Source organism: Bacillus carboniphilus, assembly GCF_020524035.2.
Classification (GTDB): Bacteria; Bacillota; Bacilli; order Bacillales; family JAIVKR01; genus Bacillus_CC.
The window spans coordinates 3,189,991-3,206,735 of sequence record NZ_CP129013.1; the positions used below are offsets into that span (position 1 = coordinate 3,189,991).

A 16,745-nucleotide genomic window follows, 5' to 3' on the forward strand; every position below is an offset into this window, starting at 1 on the left:
AAGAAACAAAAACCTTAAATATAGTGTTGAATGTTTAGAATGGAGTGGAATCTTATTGGAATTCATCATTGATAGTGAATGTTTTAATAAAGCAATATAAGATATAAATAAATTGGTGTCTTTAATAACCTCTTTTCCTATCCTGTCAGGCATAGAGTTTACAGCTAATAAAGATTGTTTACTCGTTATTTTAAACAGAAAGGGATGATTTAAAATGGGAGATATCAGTTATAAGTTGGACTTTAAGGATATATGCCGAACGTCTCTTCTTGGTGAGCTAGTGAATGAACCTAAGCCTATCTCTGGAGGACTTTTACATCGAATGTTTTCCGTTGAAACTACTCAAGGGAAGTATGCAGTAAAGCTACTAAACCCAGAAATAATGAAAAGACCGAATGCGCTTAGAAATTATGTGAACGCTGAAAAGATAGCCTATTTTCTTTCTAAAAATATACCAGCTCTCTCGACTAGAAACACGACGGATGATTTCATTCAAAACGTGAATGGACAATACTATCTTGTATTTAATTGGATAGAGGGTGTAACTTTAAATCAAGTGAATATTAATAATAGTCATTGTGAAAAGATTGGAGGAATTCTTGCGGATATACATAAGACTGATTTTAGTGAATTAAAGATAACAAATGATAAACATGAAAATAATCACTTAATAAATTGGGACTATTATTTGCAAAGAGGAAAGAAACAATATATGGAATGGGTTGACATCCTCTCTCTAAATTTCGATAACCTTAAGGGTTGGAATTTAGCGGCGAATGAGGCGGAGGATGTTCTGGCGTCTAATATGGTCATTAGCCATAGGGATCTGGATTCTAAAAATGTTATGTGGAATTTTGATAAACCAGTCCTTATTGACTGGGAATCAGCTGGTTTTATTAATCCTCATCATGATTTAGTTGAAACAGCAATCTACTGGTCAACTAAAGAAAAAGGAGAGATTGATAAACAAAAGTTCTGCACATTTATACAAAGCTATCAAACGCGATACGGTCAAGTAAACGCCGATTGGAGAAAGGTATTATCACTTGGTTTTCTTGGTAAACTAGACTGGCTTGAATACAGCCTGAAAAGATCGCTAGGGATTGAGTGTACAGATGAGGAAGATAAGAAAATGGGGACGGAACAGGTAACAGCAACAATAAATGAAATTAGAAGTTATGCCGATCAAATTCCTATATTATTGAACTGGTTAAAGAATGAGTTATAAAACATATTTGTTCCTTCAAAAATAAATATTTCGTTATTATTTTATTCTATGAATTAACTAAAGACTTTAACCGGAATATACCCTTTTATATTAATAAAGGATTTTTTTGGATGATCATAGTCAACAGAAATATTTAGTACTAAGTTGAATTCAGGATAATCTAATAGATGAAAGAAGGCTAGGTATAGTGTTAACAATAAAAAGAAAAAAAGAAAGTGAGGCACAACAGCTTTTAGAGATTCAGAAAGAAGAGTTTGCAGAGGATTTAAAAAAGTACCAAGACCACGGAACAAGTCGTGTTAATGAACCAATAGAGAGACTACTTAAGAAAATAGAAATCTTTTTATACTACACAATATAGAATGATGATGAAATAGTTGGTGGTATTGACATTAGAGATTTAACCAATAACAGGTTTAAACTCAATAGAATATTCCTGTCTACTAAATATCAAAATAAAGTATTCGGTACGGACATTATGAATTTGATTGAGAAAGAATTTCTCTCAGCAATGAAATGGTGTTTAGACACTCCGCATTTAAACAAAAGGAATCATCACTTTTATGAAAAACTAGGGTATGAAAAGGTGGGGGGAATACCAAGGTACAGATAAACTTATATTAATTGATTATGTGAAAAAATTAGCAATTTAGATGATTCCATTACCGGGCAAGATTGTGAAACAAGATTTAAAATGTTGATACGGAAGAGTGATAATCAATAAGTATCAACCCTCTAAATTCTGGAGATCCCCTCTATTGTAAAATAATCACTTATTCATCGCATAATCAGCAGCTTTTATTGCATGAATTTTGGTTGTATCAAAGACCGGAATGTTGATATCTTGTTCTTTAATTAACATTGTAATCTCGGTGCAACCAAGGATAATACCTTCAGCTCCACGTTCAATTAGTCGGTCGATAATCTCTTTATATATTTGTCTAGATTCGGTACGTATGTCACCAAGACATAGTTCATTGTAAATAATATCATGAATCATAATCCGCTCTTCTTCATTAGGAATAATTACGTCTATTCCATATTTAGATTGTAATCGTCCCTTATAAAACTCCTGTTCCATCGTAAACTTCGTTGCTAGTAATCCTATTTTTCTTATTCCGGACTTCTCAATTTCTTCCCCAGTCGTATCTGCAATATGAAGAACGGGTATTGAAATCGCACCTTGAATTTCTTCAGCCATTTTATGCATGGTGTTCGTACAAATGATTAAAAAATCTCCTCCACCTTTTTCAACACATTTGGCTGCTTTAATAAGTTCAACTGTTGCTTTGGACCACTTTCCTTCAAATTGAAGGTCTTTAATCAGTTGAAAATCAACAGAGTACATGATACTTTTTGCAGAATGAAGTTTACCAAGCTTTTCTTTCACTCTTTCATTAATTAATTTGTAATAGATTGCTGAAGATTCCCAGCTCATCCCACCAAGTAGCCCTATAGTTCTCATCATTTCGCCTCCAAAAGATTCGATGGTAAAATATTGTTTGTTTTTTATTATAATACATCCTTTCAAAACTAGCTGATCATAATATCATGAAAGTTTTTTTAAAAAAAGGTTGCTAATTATGGGGGAATATTGTAGCATATGAAATAATTTAACTTAGTTCATGTTAAAAGCAATGAAGAGGACAAGAATTATTTTTACGGTTATTAGAGAGGGAAGGAAAGGTGAGAGCTTCCTAGCTTAGGAAAATAATTTACCACCTATGAGCTGTATTGGTGAATCAAAGTATCCAATACCGTAAAAGCTACGTTACAGCACCAAAGCCAAAAGTATTTTTTTACTTATGGGAAATTGGGTGGAACCACGAAACTAACGCATTCGTCCCTTGTTATAGGGATGAGTGCGTTTTTTATTCTACAAAATAAAAGCAATGAAGAGGACAAGGATTATTTTTACGGTTATTAGAGAGGGAAGGAAAGGTGAGAGCTTCCTAGCTTAGGAAAATAATTTACCACCTTTGAGCTGTATTGGTGAATCAAAGTATCCAATACCGTAAAAGCTACGTTACAGCACCAAAGCCAAAAGTATTTTTTACTTATGGGAAATTGGGTGGAACCACGAAACTAACGCATTCGTCCCTTGTTATAGGGATGAGTGCGTTTTTTAATATATAAAAGGGGTGTTTATTGAAATGAATGAAAAATTAATTAAAGTTCAATTACCTGACGGAGAATCAAAGATATTTCCAAAAGGAATTACAGTAAAAGAAGTGGCAGAGTCAATTAGTTCAAGCTTAAGAAAGAAAGCCATAGCAGGGAAAGTAGATGAGAAACTGGTTGATTTATGCTATCAGCTTGAAAAGGATTCAACACTTTCTATTTTAACAATGGATTCGAAAGAAGGTTTAAATATTTTAAGACATTCTTCAGCGCATGTAATGGCACAAGCTGTGAAAAGACTCTATGGGGATGTGAAGTTAACGATAGGCCCCGTGGTTGAAGATGGTTTTTATTATGATTTTAAACTAGATCATCATTTGAATGAGGCAGACTTACTGGATATTGAAAAAGAGATGGAGAAAATTGTTCATGAAAATTTAGCCATTAAGCGAGTTGAAGTTTCTTATCAAAAGGCTGAGAACTTATTTAAAGAACAAGGTGAACCATTTAAATTAGAAATTTTAAAAGACATACCTAAAGATGAAAAAATAACATTATATCAACAAGGGGAATTTATTGATCTTTGTCGTGGTCCTCATCTTCCCTCAACTGGATTGATAAAAGCATTTAAACTAACTCATGTATCAGGTGCCTATTGGCGAGGAGATAGTCAAAACGAAGTTCTTCAACGTATTTATGGGGTCGCATTTCAAAGGAAACAAGATTTGAATGAGTATGTGAATTTCCTAGAAGAAGCAGCTAAACGAGATCATCGTAAGCTAGGAAAACAATTAGAGCTATTTATGTTTTCAGAGGATGCACCAGGAATGCCATTTTATTTGCCAAAAGGACAAATCGTTCGAAATGAACTAGAAAATTTTTCTCGTGGGCTACAAACAAATGCTGGTTATGACGAAGTTCGTACTCCATTAATGATGAATCAACAATTATGGGAAAAGTCCGGTCATTGGGATCATTATCAAGAGAATATGTATTTTTCTGAAGTTGATCAGGCTACGTTTGCCATGAAACCAATGAATTGTCCTGGTCATATGCTGGTATTTAAAAACAGTCTTTATTCCTATCGTGATTTACCAATTCGGATGGCAGAGTTCGGTCAAGTTCATCGTCACGAATATAGTGGTGCATTAAATGGAATGCTTCGGGTCCGTACATTTTGTCAAGATGATGCTCACATCTTTGTTCGTGAAGACCAAATAGAAAATGAAATTAAGCAGGTCTTTGGTTTAATAGATCAAGTGTATCGTACGTTTGGCTTTGATTATTCGGTAGAGCTTTCAACTCGTCCGGAGAATTCATCAGGTGATGATCATCTTTGGGAAATCTCTGAAGGGTCATTAAAAAAAGTACTGGATGATTTAAAAATAGATTATCAGCTAAATGAAGGGGACGGGGCCTTTTATGGTCCGAAAATTGATTTTCATATTAAAGATGCTTTAAAACGAAGTCATCAGTGCGCTACGATTCAGCTAGATTTTCAAATGCCTGAGAAATTTGATTTGACTTATATTAATGAAAACAATGAAAAAATTCGTCCTGTTGTTATCCACCGTGCCATTTATGGCTCTATTGATCGCTTCTTTGGTATATTAATTGAACATTTTGCAGGAGCATTTCCTGTTTGGCTGGCACCGACACAAGTACAAATAATTCCTGTTTCACAAGTTCACATCGAATACTGTCTCAAGGTTCAATCCGAACTGAAACAACGAGGAGTAAGAGTGGATATTGACGATAGTGATCAAAAGCTTGGGTATAAGATAAGAGAGTCGCAGATGAAGAAAATCCCCTATATTTTAGTCTTAGGGGACAATGAATTACAACATGAAGCAGTAAATGTTAGAAAATACGGAGAAAAACAATTACAAAGTATTCCATTTGATGAGTTTAAAATGAACATTGAAAAGCAAATAGAAGAACGTAGTCTTTAAACAGGATAAATTTATGTAGGAATTCTTCCATTTATTTGAGCATCTTCTTAAAAAATAGTAGTTATTTGGTTATTATTCACTACTCCACTCCAGTGTATATCAAAAGAGGGCGAATAAATTAGTAATGTTCTGGTAACTAATCGCCCTCCGATATATAACTAGACCTTTAGCGAGCCTCGAAACCCTCTTGCAGCATAATAGGATTCGGCTCCGTTATGATAAATAAAGACGTGACCATAGCGAAAATCACAAAATAGTGCACCGCCGAGATCTCTAATATCCGCAGGGGTTTGTACCCAACTGGATGATTTCTTATCAAAATCTCCATGTTTTTGTAACTCTCGATATTGATCTTCGGTCAAAAGTTCTATTCCCATAGAAGTGGCCATATCAAGAGCGTTATTTTCAGGTTTATGCTTCTTTCTAGACTCTAGTGCTTCACGATCATAACAAACACTTCTTCGACCTTTAGGACTTTCCACTGAACAATCATAAAATATGTATTCATCTGTCTCCTTATCGAATCCTATAACATCTGGTTCACCCCCTGTTCTTTCCATTTCATTGAGTGACCAAAGCTTTTCGGGATGAGCATCTAGTTTTTCTTGAATTTTTGCCCATTCCATACTTTTGTGTCTATTCATATTTTTATCAAAGCGGACTTTTAATACTTCCATCATTTCTTCCCTTTGTTCTAGTGATAATTCCTTTTCCAAATCTTTATTCCTCCTTCTTCTTTAAACGGTAATAAGACAGTATCCGATTATGGTGCTGTTGATCTCCAATAAACGTAAATCCAAGTTTATGAAGCACATTTTTTGAATGACTATTATTAGTACGAACCCGTGCAAAAACTTTTTTGACCTTAAGAGAATGAAACGCATATTGAACAGCTGCATTTCCTGCTTCTGTTGCTATCCCTTTCCCCCAATACTTTGGATCAAGAAGGTAAATGAGCTCTATCTCTTGTGAATCATCTATATATCTTAAACCGCAATGACCCAACATTTCATTGGTGCTTTTGCTAATCAATGCCCAAACTCCAATGTTATGTACTTCCCAATGTTCTATTATTCTGTTTATGTATGAGGTAGATTCTTCATACGACATCCCTTTTCCTAACCCTAGCCATTTACCGACTTCATCTTTTTGTACAATTTTGGAGAACATATTGATATCCTCTTGTACAAATTTTCTCATATAGATTCTTTCTGTATTGATTATTTCGTTTCCTTTATTATTACAAATATGATCAATCTTCACTGCAACACTTTCCTTTACTGCACTTTTATATATTTTACCATTCAGATATACTAAGAGGGAAGGTGCAGGGAGGTTTGATTTAATCACATCCAAAATGGAAAACGTCAAAATTCAGGTTAGACCCTCGAATTCAGAGACCCATAAACTAGGATTACCTGTTTTATCGAGCGTTATTGAAAATTGTAAATAACTATGGTCAAACGAGAACCACTTACAACATAACCTAAGTGGTTTTTATATTGATTGTAGGTATTTTTGTGTCATTATTCCTGTGTTAAAAATGGGTGCGAATGTAATGAATAAAAGTAGGTTTTTCATTGGAGAACTCATTTGATTGGATATGTTGAGGTTCATTTAAGTTAAAGCAATGAAAAGCAAAGAAGTTACAACCGGAAAATTAGTCTGCTTTTTAAGGACTTGATCATTTTCTCACTCCTGACTTGGATTACTATAATTTGACAAATGTTGTATGATAATAAAAGGAAGCGAAAAGTTACTCCTGTACTTTATGAAAATAGAGTTGATAACTTCAATGGTGTTTTCTATATTTTATTAGAATAACTCTAAGAAATTTAAAGAAAGAAAATAAAACTTCGTTTACAAGGGTTATAATACCGTAGAAATACTGTTAATATGTTTAAAAATGGATTTTTTTTTAGGAGAGAGAGATGTGGAGAATTTTGTATCGTTTTGTTTGCTAATTATATTGTTGATTATTAATATACTTTAAATGAGCAAATTCAGATCAAAAAAATTCCATTAAATTAAATAGAAAAAGACATGACCACTAACTTGGGTTAAAATTAAAGCTCCAACACCATAACCCTAACCAAGGAGTGTTCATGTCCAATGACTAGATTATCACATCAAGAAAAAATCCACAATATTTTAGAGGAATGGCGTTTACCACTTTATTTTTCCAAGCCGTCTATGAACCATCTTGTTTCTATGATTGATGGGATGCTGAGTTTCGGTTTCACAGGAAAGATATCGCAAATTCATGCGCTAAGCTTTTGTAAAAAACATCGTACAACATTAAGCTATTTTTTAAATAAAGGTGCTTGGGACGAAACCTATTTAAATCAAATTACAAAACAAAAAACCGCCCAAACCATTCACAAAAACGCAAGAAAACAAAAGGAACCTGTATTCCTTCTCTTTGATGACACCATCGGACAAAAGACCAAACCTTCGTCACAGGCTCAGTCTCCTATTGAATCTTGTCAGTACCATTTTTGTCACAAAGAAGGAAAACCTGTTTACGGACATCAAGTCGTTGGAATGATGATGCAAAGCGGGGATTTAGCGTATCCCTATGATTTCGCCCTATATAACCAATCGAAAGAAAAGAGTAAAATTCAAATGGCCGTTGATATGATTGACTCTTATGTAAAGCGAACTGTATCAACCTATATCCTTTGTGATAGTTGGTATACCTCTAAACGTATCATTGAAGCTGGACTAGGGAAAGGAATTCATACGATAGGAGCTCTTAGAAGCAATCGCATCTTTTTCCAAAAGGCGAGCGAAAACAAATCAAACAGTTTGTTCCCGATATTTCAATGGAAGAAACCGACCTTGTGACCGTTGGTGATGAAACCTATCGAGTCTATCGTTACGAAGGAAAACTGAATGATTTAGAGCTTGGTGTTGTATTGCTTTGCTTCAAAGAAGGCGAACCAATGGAGCCTAAAAACGTACGCAGCTTCCTATGTACAGATATACAGCTATCCACAAAGAAAATCTTAGACTACTACTCCAAACGATGGTCAATTGAAACGTATTTTAAACAAATAAAAGGATCGTTAGGTTTTGATGGATATCAGATTCGCAGTGAAAAAGCGATCTTGAGATATTGGACAATTTTAAACTTCACCTATATTTTCGCAAGCCTTTTAAAAGGCACAAAATTTTGCGAAGCTCTCCATGAAATCAGGAATCAAAAGTTTGGTAGCATCATTAGGTTTGTATATGATCAAGCAACTCAAGGAGAAGAACTTGAAAAGATTAAAAAAGAGCTTTTAGTTGCCTAGGGTACTTGTCATTTCATTTTTGTTGGTAATTTTTGTATTGATTTTTACTCAATTAGAGTAATATATTGAAAAACAAAAGTATATTAAAAGAGATGACATCCTTTCAAATTATAGGTGTAGGGGTATCATACTTAATATATATTTCATTAGTCATAATAGGTATATACATGTTTAGTTGGATTGGAAGAGGTATTAACAATCATCTCTTAAAAGAAACCGTTCAATTCATTGTCTTTTTATTAATACTCTATTTATGTTCAAAATTTATAAGCAAAGTATTGAACAAAATTACCGGTGGTGTCCTTCCAAAAGAATAAAAGTTAGAAGGCGGAGTGATTTGAATATTTACAAAGTAAAGTGTTTAATAATCGATTTTCTGAGTTATGGCTGTTGATAATGTCTCTAGCTTTCTTTCTTTTTGGATGCAGCCTTGAAAATTATCAGGAGGAAAGTTTTAATACTGATCAAAGAGATGGTTCATGTGAAGAAGGATATATCGTTTTCCATGAGGGAAACACCAGTTTTTATTATGGATGAGAATATTAAAAAGGAAGACAAAGTTTTGTCTTTTGATGAGTTGGAAGCAAAATATAGTCCGAATTTATTTATATTAAATGTGGAAGATGAATACATAAAGGATCTTGAATCAGGTCAAAGGTATACGTATGGTCTCAAAAAATTTTAGAATCATATAATCCTCAACTAGAGGTTGAACATTTAGAAGTAGCGAACGAAAACGATTTTAGAAACTGAGGAAGGAGGTGTGGGTCATTTGCTACCCATTATACTGTCGATAATACTTGTTATCACCCTGTTTATTTCTATAGTATTTGTTATTCAAAAAAGAAAAAAGGCAGGAATAACAGGGATCAAAAGTGCGTTAACGCCCATTTGTTTTTTTCTTATGGCCATCGTAAACCTTCTAGCTTATTGGTTTAACTTTCTTGGTCTATTGAATTGGGCCCTCATTGTTTTATTGTTATTTTTAGGAGCATATTTCACAAAATATTTACCAGCGCCAATTGAGTAAATACTAACGGCTAGTCATAATGAAAAAGGAGACGTTTCCGTGGACAAACTAAAACAACTAACAGTACCAGATCAAGCACGTATGATTGTCATCTCTGACATACATGGAGAATTAGAGCTTTTTAAAAGATTGCTAGAAAAAGTGAATTACAATAGCCAAGACGATTATTTAATCATTAATGGTGATATGTGTGAGAAAGGGAGCAACAGTATAGGGGTCGTAAGCTATATTAAGAGTCTTTCCAAAACCAATCCGAAAGTTCATGTTACGGAGGGTAACTGTGAAGCTCTAGTTGAAGAGTTATTAAATGAAAATCCTAAATTAATAAATTATTTAGTAGCAAGAAAGCATTCCATTATGAATGAGTGGCTTACACAATTAGACTATCCAGTTGATGAAAATTCAAATATTCAAGAGGTCAAAGAAGTGTTAACGAAACATTATTCTGAAGACATCGACTGGTTGATGCGATTACCAACGGCAATTGAGACAGAAGATTATATATTTGTTCATGCTGGTTTAGATGATAAAGAAAATTGGAAAGAAACAGACCGAGATATGGCGATAACAATACCAGCATTCTTAACGAAATCTCATCGCTCAAAGAAGTATGTCATTGTCGGACATTGGCCAGTTGTGAACTATAGCTCGCATCTTCCTTTAAATAATCCAATCATCGATCATGAAAAAAGAATAATTGCAATGGACGGAGGAAATGTCGTTAAAAGAAGTGGCCAGTTAAATGCGTTAATTATTCGTCCATCTTACGAAGAACAGTTTTCTTATACTTATGTTGATCATTTTGAGAATTTTACAGTCAAAGAAGATTTTCAGGCTGATCCAAAAATGGTCGGTTCAATTAAATATCCAATGTATAAAATTAATCCAATTAAAGAAAAGGATCATTTTACTTTGTGTGAAAAAATAGGGTCGGAAGAACAAATATACGTTAAAAACGAGTATATTCAAAAAGATGAAAACGGGGAAATTACTGTTACAGATGATCTTTCATGCGCTCAAATTAGTGTGAAAAAAGGGGAGATGGTTTCCTTAATAAATGGTGATTGTACTGCATATGCGCTCATTAAAAAAGACGGTGCTGAAGGTTGGGTAAAGAAAGAAGCAATAGGGTTATGAAGGATAGTTGGAAAACAATAGATTCAAGCTATTTACATAAAAGTACGTTCGGAAAAATTAGAAAAGATAAATGTGAGCTCCCGAATGGAGTTGTTATAGAAGAATATGTTATAAATGAATATCCTGACTGGATCAACGCTATTGTATTAACAAAAGATCATCAGATGGTTCTTGTTGAGAAAGATTGGTATGTAGGAAATCACTGCTTTTAAGTACCTTAGATAAAAAAGAAAAATTCCTGAAGTTCCTATGAAAAGAGCAGGACAACCGTATGAGATGGCCCCTGCCTATGTATTGCTCGCTTCTAGTGATTTAAGCTATATGACAGGTCAAGTTATTCATATAGGTGGAGGAGGATTTGTTGGAAGTTAGCCAAGTGAGAATAGAAGGCTGTTCCGTAAAACAGCGCTTTAGTAATATTTCCAAGCTTTTTCATAGTAGTCCAACAAATTAGGACGATTTAAACTATTTACAGGCAATTCTACTTTTTTATTATTATGAATAATTTCCTCATCTTCATCTTTGCCAAAATGGAAAAGGGCAGGAATCATCTCATCAGTTAAATACTTTGTTTCAATGGACAATTCAATTTCATCAATAGTAAACGGTTTTCTAGAAGCAAGGGTAAATCCCCAATTACCGAATGAAGGAATGTCCAAGTGATAATTGTCTACGTGAAGACCAGTATATTTGACCGTATTACTGATGGTCCAAAACGCTTCAGTTGCAAACACAGGTGAAGTGGATTGAATAGAGGTGAATCCATCTTCTGATAGGTGATTTCGAACTAAACTATAAAATTCCCATGTGTATAGCTTATTAAGGTTTTCATTGTTTGGGTCTGGAAGGTCGATTAGAATGACATCATATAAATCCTTACTTTCATTTAAAAAAGTGAAGGCATCATCATTAAAAACGTTTACTTTTTCTGAATCGAAGGCAGCCTGATTTAACCTTTTTAGTTCGTGATGCTCTTTTGCTAATTGAGTCATTTTTGGGTCTAAATCTACTAATGTGATTTCTTTAACTCCTTCGTATTTTAAAACTTCTCTAATGGCTAAGCCATCTCCGCCACCTAGTATTAGCACGTTTTCATGCCCTTTTGATAACGACATAGGGATATGCACAAGTGATTCGTGATAGCGATACTCATCAGACTCTGCAAACTGCAATTGTCCATTTAAAAAGAGCCTCAAATCTTGAGGAGCTTTGGTCATCACAATTCTTTGATATTCTGTTTCTTGGTTATAAATGATGGGGTCTCGATAAAGCTTTTTCTCTAAATGATGAGTGTACTTTTCGCCAAATAAAAATCCTAAAATAATGAGGATCATTAAAATGAAGCCAATAAACTTGGTGGCCTTATTTTTAACTTCATCTTTGAAAGAAAAGCTTAACCATACAGCCACAATAATATTAATGAAGGCAATCAAAAAGCCCGTTCGTATTAAACCTAAAGAAGGTCTTAGTAAGAGAGCGAACGTAATTGTACCGATTAAACTTCCTGCATAATCAAAAAACAATACTTTTGCCGTTGACTCCTTTAAATCTGCATTGATTTCTTCTGATTTGCGAATTAATAATGGAAGTTCGAGCCCTGTGAGATAACCTGTGATGATGATGACGGTGTATAAAAAGATTTTCGCTATACTATCTCCGAAATTTACTTGCATATAAAATAAAAAGAAGATGGAGAATCCGCCTATCATGGCAATCAAGTATTCGGTCATAATAAATGTTGAAATCAAGTTCTTATGGAACTTTTCACTATGCATAGCCCCAATCCCCATCCCACTTAAAAACAAACCGATGGTTAAAGAATAGAAAAAAGTCGAGTTACCAAATAGGTAGCTTCCCGCTGCGCCATATAGTACTTGATAGACAATCCCACATATGGATACGATTCCAGATGACGTAAATATTCTTCTTTTTTGTCTCGATTTTATGACTTCTGACATCTTGAACAACCTCTTATAGAAAAGAAGACATTGATCAATAACAATGTCTTCTTTGAATTTTTATTAGGAAATAGCACCGGCTGTAATTAAGGCGATCACGATTGAAATCGCAAGTGAGATGATTGAAACCGAAACCTTTCCACTTTCAATCTCTTTTTTTACATTCAGTTTAGGTGTAAATAATTCGAACGCAAAATATCCAATGACCATAAGGATAAACCCGATCAATCCCCAAACGGCTGCTGATAATAATGAATCATTTGTGGCTACCGCGCTATTCATAATATAGCCAATTCCAATAATTTTACCTGTGAATTGAATCGCAACAGCTGAATTTCCATCTTTAATTTGTTTAAAGTCATCATAAGGAGTAATTTTTTCAAAGAGCCACATACATAAGAAAGTAACACCTGTTAAAACAACAAAGTAATATAAAGTATCTATAATTTCTTGCAAATCTAAAATGTTTTCAAACATGTAAAGGGTCCCTCCTTCTTTATTTTCCTGTACCTGGTCCACCACCGCGAACAGAACTACCTTTTCGAATCGTTCCATCACTACTAGTAAACTGATTAATATAACCTTTATATCCTTTTTTCTTTTTTTTGAGTTTGAGGTCAGCATCTGTGTGGTTCCATCCATACAAGCGACTCGCGATTAAAAGAACCCCAAACGTTTCTAACATTCCGAAATCATAACTTTCCTCTGCAAAGTCCTCTTCAACTACCTCAATGATCGTATCTTCTGGGTTGTCTTCACTTTGCATCAAATGAATAACCTCTTCCGTTGAATCTTCCGGATAAAGTAGAAACATTTTTTCATCATCAGTTGTCGAAATATACTCTGGTTGACGATTTTCACTAATTTCATTTGCTACTGTCGAAACTGATTTGTCTTCAGCTACATAAATGGTTCCTGCATTTCCAAATCCATCTTCAATGGTATTCAATTCTTCGTAGTTGGATGAAATAAATGAGGAGCTTCCGCAAGCAGTTAAAAGGGAGAGTATGGCTATGACTATAAAGATCTTTTTCATCGTTTTCCTCCTTTTTTCTACTTATCCTATTATATTGTAATTTATATAAAATACAAGGATACAGAAATGAGAAACTATTAATAGTAGAATTTCTTATATGAACAGTGTAAAGAAGAATGAAAAAAATGATAAAATATTTAATTAAAGGAGGACTATGACATTAATTACTAGACAGATTACAAATAAAGATGCAGAAGAATTTTCAGGGCTAAGTAAAAAAGTCGATCAGTCAGGCTTTATGTTATTTGATCCAGGTAACCGTTACAGATAAAGGCTATGATGCGAGTAATCTAGCTTGTTTAGCAGATTGTGCGGCCGGCTGGGGAGAAGCACTCACCTTACTAAAATTTTATTTGGAATATGGTATTAGTACAAAATAAACGTACAATTCATGTGTACTATTTACATAGGAAGCTAGGGTCTGCTCTTAATTATATTAAGATGGAAACATTATTGAAATATATTTATTTTAAGTAATTAATTTGAAATAATGGTACATATGAAAGCCGGAAGAGTAATTATTTCAATATTTAATTAAACTTCTATGAATTAGATATTGTAGTATGGAAACGGAGTAAAACTAGATATATAAGAAGAACTGATGAAGAAAAAGAGAAATATATAGAGATAATCATTTGTTCGGATGATTGGATTATTGAAGGTGTTCATACTCAACCATGGGTGGACAAAACCTTTGAACAAGCAGAGTTGATTATACACCTTATTAAAAAAGACATATATAATCATAAAGCGGGTTACTTTGCAAAAGCTTAGCCAATTATAAACTAACAATTTAGATATTCTTGAGAATGTTTCAATGGAACTCAACATTTGAAAGAAAAACAATGCCTTTAATCTTATCCATGTTGGAAGAAACAGATTATGATTCAGTTCTAGTAAAGAGTGCTAAAGATAAAAAAATCTTATTGATTAAGACGTCGATTCTTTGAGTTTTGAAGAGTCTATTAAAGATTGAGAGGAGAATAATGATATGAATTATGCTTTTATCGTCCTTGTTGAATTTTATCCATCTTGGCTTGCAATGAACCGAGAACAAAGAAGATTAAAAGGTCAAGAACTTAAAGATATTATCTCCAAATACCCTGAGGTTAAAGTGCGTTTTTTTGATGCAGAAGCGTTACCAGGAAAGAATTATACGGACATAATATTTTGTGAAACAACAGATGTTAAGAAGTATCACTATATGTGGGAAGAGTTGAGAGACCATCCTGTTTATACAGAAGGGTATATGAAAATTAAAGACGTCATAATGGGCATGGAAGAGGCGTATAAAAAATTTGAAGAAGATTTAGGCAAATAGTAATAACTAAAGTTAGTAAATGATTGTTAAGGAATTACTCGAAAAATATACATGGATTCGAGAGGTGAAAGAAATGAAACAACAAGTTAATGTACCCCTTTCTACTGAACGTTTGATGTTAAGGGAATTTACTAGAGAAGGTTGGATTCACGTTCATCAATACGCATCACGAGAAAGAGTTTGTCAATATCAGCCTTGGGGTCCTAATACAGAAGAGGACTCCAAGACTTATGTAAAACAGGTTCTGGAAGATGGTCAGCAAGCGCCCAAAACAAGGTTTGCTTTTGCTATTGTTTTTGATTCAGTAATGGTTGGAACAGTTGAATTAAACATTAGAGACATGACGAACAAAATCGGTGAAGTTTCTTATATTGTCAATCCTAATTACTGGGGAAATGGAATTGCCACAGATGCAACAAGTCTAGTCATTGCTTTTGGATTTGAAGACCTTCAACTTCATCGTATTTTTGCTACTTGTGATCCTAGAAATACGGGTTCATCTAAAGTATTAGAAAAAGTTGGTATGACGAAGGAAGGTAGAATTCGTGAAGATTTATTAATTAGAGATGGCTGGCGAGATTCTTTACTGTACAGTGTTTTAGTGCATGAGTGGAAAAGTAAGCGTAGAAATTAATAGAAGTGCGTGTTCAAAAAATAGGCCTTTATGAGTATTTACTAGAACAAATGGTGGATGCAATTGTCGTTGCAATTGATTGAAGTAAAGGAGATGCAAGAATCAATGAATACTGTCCTTAATTAAATGGAGATTATCGTAAAAAGATTGATGTAGTAGTAAAAGTGAAAAAATTCTCAAAAGCTACAGAGAAAAAACAAGTAGGAATTAAGTTATCCTTTAAAGTAGGTGTGAACGAAAATGGAAATCCTTATTATAAGGCACGGTCAATCAGAAGCAGATTTGTTAAATGTTCATGAAGGGAGAGCAGATTTCTCTTTAACAGACTTAGGAAGAAATCAGGCGATAAATTTAGCAAAATATTTGAAAGAGTATGGAGGATTTGATGCTATATGGACAAGTACATTAAGGAGAGCGGCAGAAACTGCAGAGATTATTTCAAAATATATAAATTGTAGCATTAATTATGATGATAATTTAATAGAAAGAAATAATGGTATCTTAGCAGGTAAACCCATTACAAATGAAAATAAAAACTCTCATTATAATATGAAACCATTTGAATGTATCCAAGAGGGAGAAACAGATATAGAATTTAGGGCAAGAGCTGAAGCAATTTTACTTAGAATACTAGATATACAAAAAAAAATCAAATAGAATTATTATATTATCTCATGGAGGTATGATTGAGAAATTACTACATGTTCTACTGAAATTACCTATGAATCCAAATTGTTATTTTTACACAAGTGATACAGGCGTACATTATATTGAGTATAGTAAATCAAGTCTAGTGATAAAAACATTAAATAATATATCGCATTTGAAATAAAGTCTTTAAAGACACTGGAAAATTAAATAACTAACTAAATAACCAATGTTGATAAACTATACTAGCATCCTAGCTTATAATTGGACGATTCTTTGAATTAATAAAATGGATGTTTATAATATAAGTATTAACCTACTGGCGTAATAAATATGGTTATGTAAATTATGAACCAGTAAATTTATAAAAAAAACCATTTTGAA

Annotated in this window: 21 protein-coding genes, 1 pseudogene and 2 other annotated features; of the genes and pseudogenes, 16 read left to right on the forward strand and 6 right to left on the reverse strand. The window is 33.5% G+C overall.

The window, feature by feature from the left end:
• The first annotated feature begins 214 nt into the window (after positions 1-214).
• The 3 genes from LC087_RS16590 (at position 215) to LC087_RS19795 (ending at position 1,841) form a co-directional block, all read left to right on the forward strand.
• The gene (locus LC087_RS16590; RefSeq protein ID WP_226543213.1) at positions 215-1,228 is read left to right on the forward strand and encodes an aminoglycoside phosphotransferase family protein; all 1,014 of its coding nucleotides are present in this window, start codon (positions 215-217) and stop codon (positions 1,226-1,228) included.
• A 187-nt stretch (positions 1,229-1,415) separates the two neighbouring features.
• Positions 1,416-1,589, forward strand: coding sequence for a hypothetical protein (locus tag LC087_RS16595; RefSeq protein WP_226543215.1), 174 nt, complete (start codon positions 1,416-1,418; stop codon positions 1,587-1,589).
• Between the two features lie 12 nt (positions 1,590-1,601).
• A complete protein-coding gene (locus LC087_RS19795) occupies positions 1,602-1,841 on the forward strand; it encodes a GNAT family N-acetyltransferase (protein WP_371932711.1) in 240 nt (79 codons plus the stop codon).
• Between the two features lie 156 nt (positions 1,842-1,997).
• Here the strand turns inward: LC087_RS19795 and LC087_RS16600 are convergent, their stop codons facing one another.
• Positions 1,998-2,693 (reverse strand): aspartate/glutamate racemase family protein, encoded by a 696-nt coding sequence (locus LC087_RS16600; RefSeq protein WP_226543217.1) that lies wholly within the window; start codon positions 2,691-2,693, stop codon positions 1,998-2,000.
• Positions 2,694-2,856: 163 nt separating this feature from the next.
• Positions 2,857-3,079: a binding site (T-box leader), on the forward strand.
• A 32-nt stretch (positions 3,080-3,111) separates the two neighbouring features.
• Positions 3,112-3,333, forward strand: a binding site (T-box leader).
• 48 nt (positions 3,334-3,381) lie between these two features.
• Between LC087_RS16600 and thrS the strand changes: the two genes are divergently transcribed.
• A complete protein-coding gene (gene thrS, locus LC087_RS16605) occupies positions 3,382-5,301 on the forward strand; it encodes a threonine--tRNA ligase (protein WP_226543219.1) in 1,920 nt (639 codons plus the stop codon).
• 158 nt (positions 5,302-5,459) lie between these two features.
• Here thrS and LC087_RS16610 read toward each other — a convergent pair whose 3' ends face one another.
• Complete coding sequence (locus LC087_RS16610) at positions 5,460-5,981, reverse strand: DUF4256 domain-containing protein (protein WP_226543227.1); 522 nt, start codon at positions 5,979-5,981, stop codon at positions 5,460-5,462.
• Positions 5,982-6,021: 40 nt separating this feature from the next.
• On the reverse strand, positions 6,022-6,564 hold the full coding sequence (locus tag LC087_RS16615) for a GNAT family N-acetyltransferase (RefSeq protein WP_226543221.1): 543 nt from the start codon (positions 6,562-6,564) through the stop codon (positions 6,022-6,024).
• Positions 6,565-7,413: 849 nt separating this feature from the next.
• Between LC087_RS16615 and LC087_RS16620 the strand changes: the two genes are divergently transcribed.
• The 8 genes and pseudogenes from LC087_RS16620 to LC087_RS16655 all read left to right on the forward strand — a co-directional run.
• A complete protein-coding gene (locus LC087_RS16620) occupies positions 7,414-8,148 on the forward strand; it encodes a transposase (RefSeq protein ID WP_306019707.1) in 735 nt (244 codons plus the stop codon).
• Positions 8,145-8,597, forward strand: coding sequence for a transposase (locus tag LC087_RS16625; protein WP_306019708.1), 453 nt, complete (start codon positions 8,145-8,147; stop codon positions 8,595-8,597). The genes LC087_RS16620 and LC087_RS16625 overlap by 4 nt, the downstream gene beginning before the upstream one ends.
• A 65-nt stretch (positions 8,598-8,662) precedes the next feature.
• Positions 8,663-8,914, forward strand: coding sequence for a hypothetical protein (locus LC087_RS16630; RefSeq protein ID WP_226543034.1), 252 nt, complete (start codon positions 8,663-8,665; stop codon positions 8,912-8,914).
• A 164-nt stretch (positions 8,915-9,078) separates the two neighbouring features.
• Positions 9,079-9,282: a Hint domain-containing protein gene (locus LC087_RS16635; RefSeq protein WP_226543033.1), complete on the forward strand. Its 204-nt coding sequence runs from the start codon at positions 9,079-9,081 to the stop codon at positions 9,280-9,282.
• An 87-nt stretch (positions 9,283-9,369) separates the two neighbouring features.
• Positions 9,370-9,627, forward strand: coding sequence for a hypothetical protein (locus tag LC087_RS16640; RefSeq protein ID WP_226543031.1), 258 nt, complete (start codon positions 9,370-9,372; stop codon positions 9,625-9,627).
• Between the two features lie 39 nt (positions 9,628-9,666).
• On the forward strand, positions 9,667-10,764 hold the full coding sequence (locus LC087_RS16645) for a metallophosphoesterase (protein WP_226543029.1): 1,098 nt from the start codon (positions 9,667-9,669) through the stop codon (positions 10,762-10,764).
• Positions 10,761-10,976, forward strand: a complete 216-nt coding sequence (locus LC087_RS16650) for a hypothetical protein (RefSeq protein WP_226543027.1) — start codon at positions 10,761-10,763, stop codon at positions 10,974-10,976. The genes LC087_RS16645 and LC087_RS16650 overlap by 4 nt, the downstream gene beginning before the upstream one ends.
• Before the next feature lie 31 nt (positions 10,977-11,007).
• A pseudogene (locus LC087_RS16655) lies at positions 11,008-11,136 on the forward strand (SDR family oxidoreductase); the annotation flags it as partial.
• Positions 11,137-11,174: 38 nt separating this feature from the next.
• On the opposite strand, the gene LC087_RS16660 reads toward LC087_RS16655, so the two are convergent.
• The 3 genes from LC087_RS16660 to LC087_RS16670 form a co-directional block, all read right to left on the reverse strand.
• Entirely contained in the window at positions 11,175-12,722 is a 1,548-nt protein-coding gene (locus tag LC087_RS16660; RefSeq protein WP_226543025.1) for a polyamine aminopropyltransferase, read from the reverse strand.
• 63 nt (positions 12,723-12,785) lie between these two features.
• Entirely contained in the window at positions 12,786-13,199 is a 414-nt protein-coding gene (locus tag LC087_RS16665; RefSeq protein ID WP_226543023.1) for a DUF350 domain-containing protein, read from the reverse strand.
• Positions 13,200-13,218: 19 nt separating this feature from the next.
• Complete coding sequence (locus LC087_RS16670) at positions 13,219-13,758, reverse strand: DUF4247 domain-containing protein (RefSeq protein WP_226543021.1); 540 nt, start codon at positions 13,756-13,758, stop codon at positions 13,219-13,221.
• Between the two features lie 991 nt (positions 13,759-14,749).
• Here LC087_RS16670 and LC087_RS16675 point away from each other — a divergent pair.
• From LC087_RS16675 to LC087_RS19800, 4 genes are all read left to right on the forward strand, one after another.
• Complete coding sequence (locus tag LC087_RS16675) at positions 14,750-15,079, forward strand: darcynin family protein (RefSeq protein ID WP_226543020.1); 330 nt, start codon at positions 14,750-14,752, stop codon at positions 15,077-15,079.
• 73 nt (positions 15,080-15,152) lie between these two features.
• Complete coding sequence (locus LC087_RS16680; RefSeq protein ID WP_226543018.1) at positions 15,153-15,713, forward strand: GNAT family N-acetyltransferase; 561 nt, start codon at positions 15,153-15,155, stop codon at positions 15,711-15,713.
• 240 nt (positions 15,714-15,953) lie between these two features.
• Positions 15,954-16,370 carry a histidine phosphatase family protein gene (locus LC087_RS16685; RefSeq protein WP_226543016.1) on the forward strand — a complete coding sequence of 139 codons (417 nt, stop codon included), beginning with the start codon at positions 15,954-15,956 and terminating at the stop codon, positions 16,368-16,370.
• A gap of 25 nt (positions 16,371-16,395) precedes the next feature.
• Entirely contained in the window at positions 16,396-16,545 is a 150-nt protein-coding gene (locus tag LC087_RS19800; protein WP_371932616.1) for a hypothetical protein, read from the forward strand.
• Positions 16,546-16,745 lie beyond the last annotated feature (200 nt).

Coding starts and splice junctions, on each gene's coding strand:
- LC087_RS16590 (WP_226543213.1), top strand. CDS start 215: ATGGGAGATATCAGTTATAAGTTGGACTTTAAGGATATATGCCGAACG.
- LC087_RS16600 (WP_226543217.1), bottom strand. CDS start 2,693: ATGAGAACTATAGGGCTACTTGGTGGGATGAGCTGGGAATCTTCAGCA.
- thrS (WP_226543219.1), top strand. CDS start 3,382: ATGAATGAAAAATTAATTAAAGTTCAATTACCTGACGGAGAATCAAAG.
- LC087_RS16610 (WP_226543227.1), bottom strand. CDS start 5,981: ATGATGGAAGTATTAAAAGTCCGCTTTGATAAAAATATGAATAGACAC.
- LC087_RS16620 (WP_306019707.1), top strand. CDS start 7,414: ATGACTAGATTATCACATCAAGAAAAAATCCACAATATTTTAGAGGAA.
- LC087_RS16650 (WP_226543027.1), top strand. CDS start 10,761: ATGAAGGATAGTTGGAAAACAATAGATTCAAGCTATTTACATAAAAGT.
- LC087_RS16660 (WP_226543025.1), bottom strand. CDS start 12,722: ATGTCAGAAGTCATAAAATCGAGACAAAAAAGAAGAATATTTACGTCA.
- LC087_RS16665 (WP_226543023.1), bottom strand. CDS start 13,199: ATGTTTGAAAACATTTTAGATTTGCAAGAAATTATAGATACTTTATAT.
- LC087_RS16670 (WP_226543021.1), bottom strand. CDS start 13,758: ATGAAAAAGATCTTTATAGTCATAGCCATACTCTCCCTTTTAACTGCT.
- LC087_RS16675 (WP_226543020.1), top strand. CDS start 14,750: ATGAATTATGCTTTTATCGTCCTTGTTGAATTTTATCCATCTTGGCTT.
- LC087_RS16680 (WP_226543018.1), top strand. CDS start 15,153: ATGAAACAACAAGTTAATGTACCCCTTTCTACTGAACGTTTGATGTTA.
- LC087_RS16685 (WP_226543016.1), top strand. CDS start 15,954: ATGGAAATCCTTATTATAAGGCACGGTCAATCAGAAGCAGATTTGTTA.
- LC087_RS19800 (WP_371932616.1), top strand. CDS start 16,396: ATGATTGAGAAATTACTACATGTTCTACTGAAATTACCTATGAATCCA.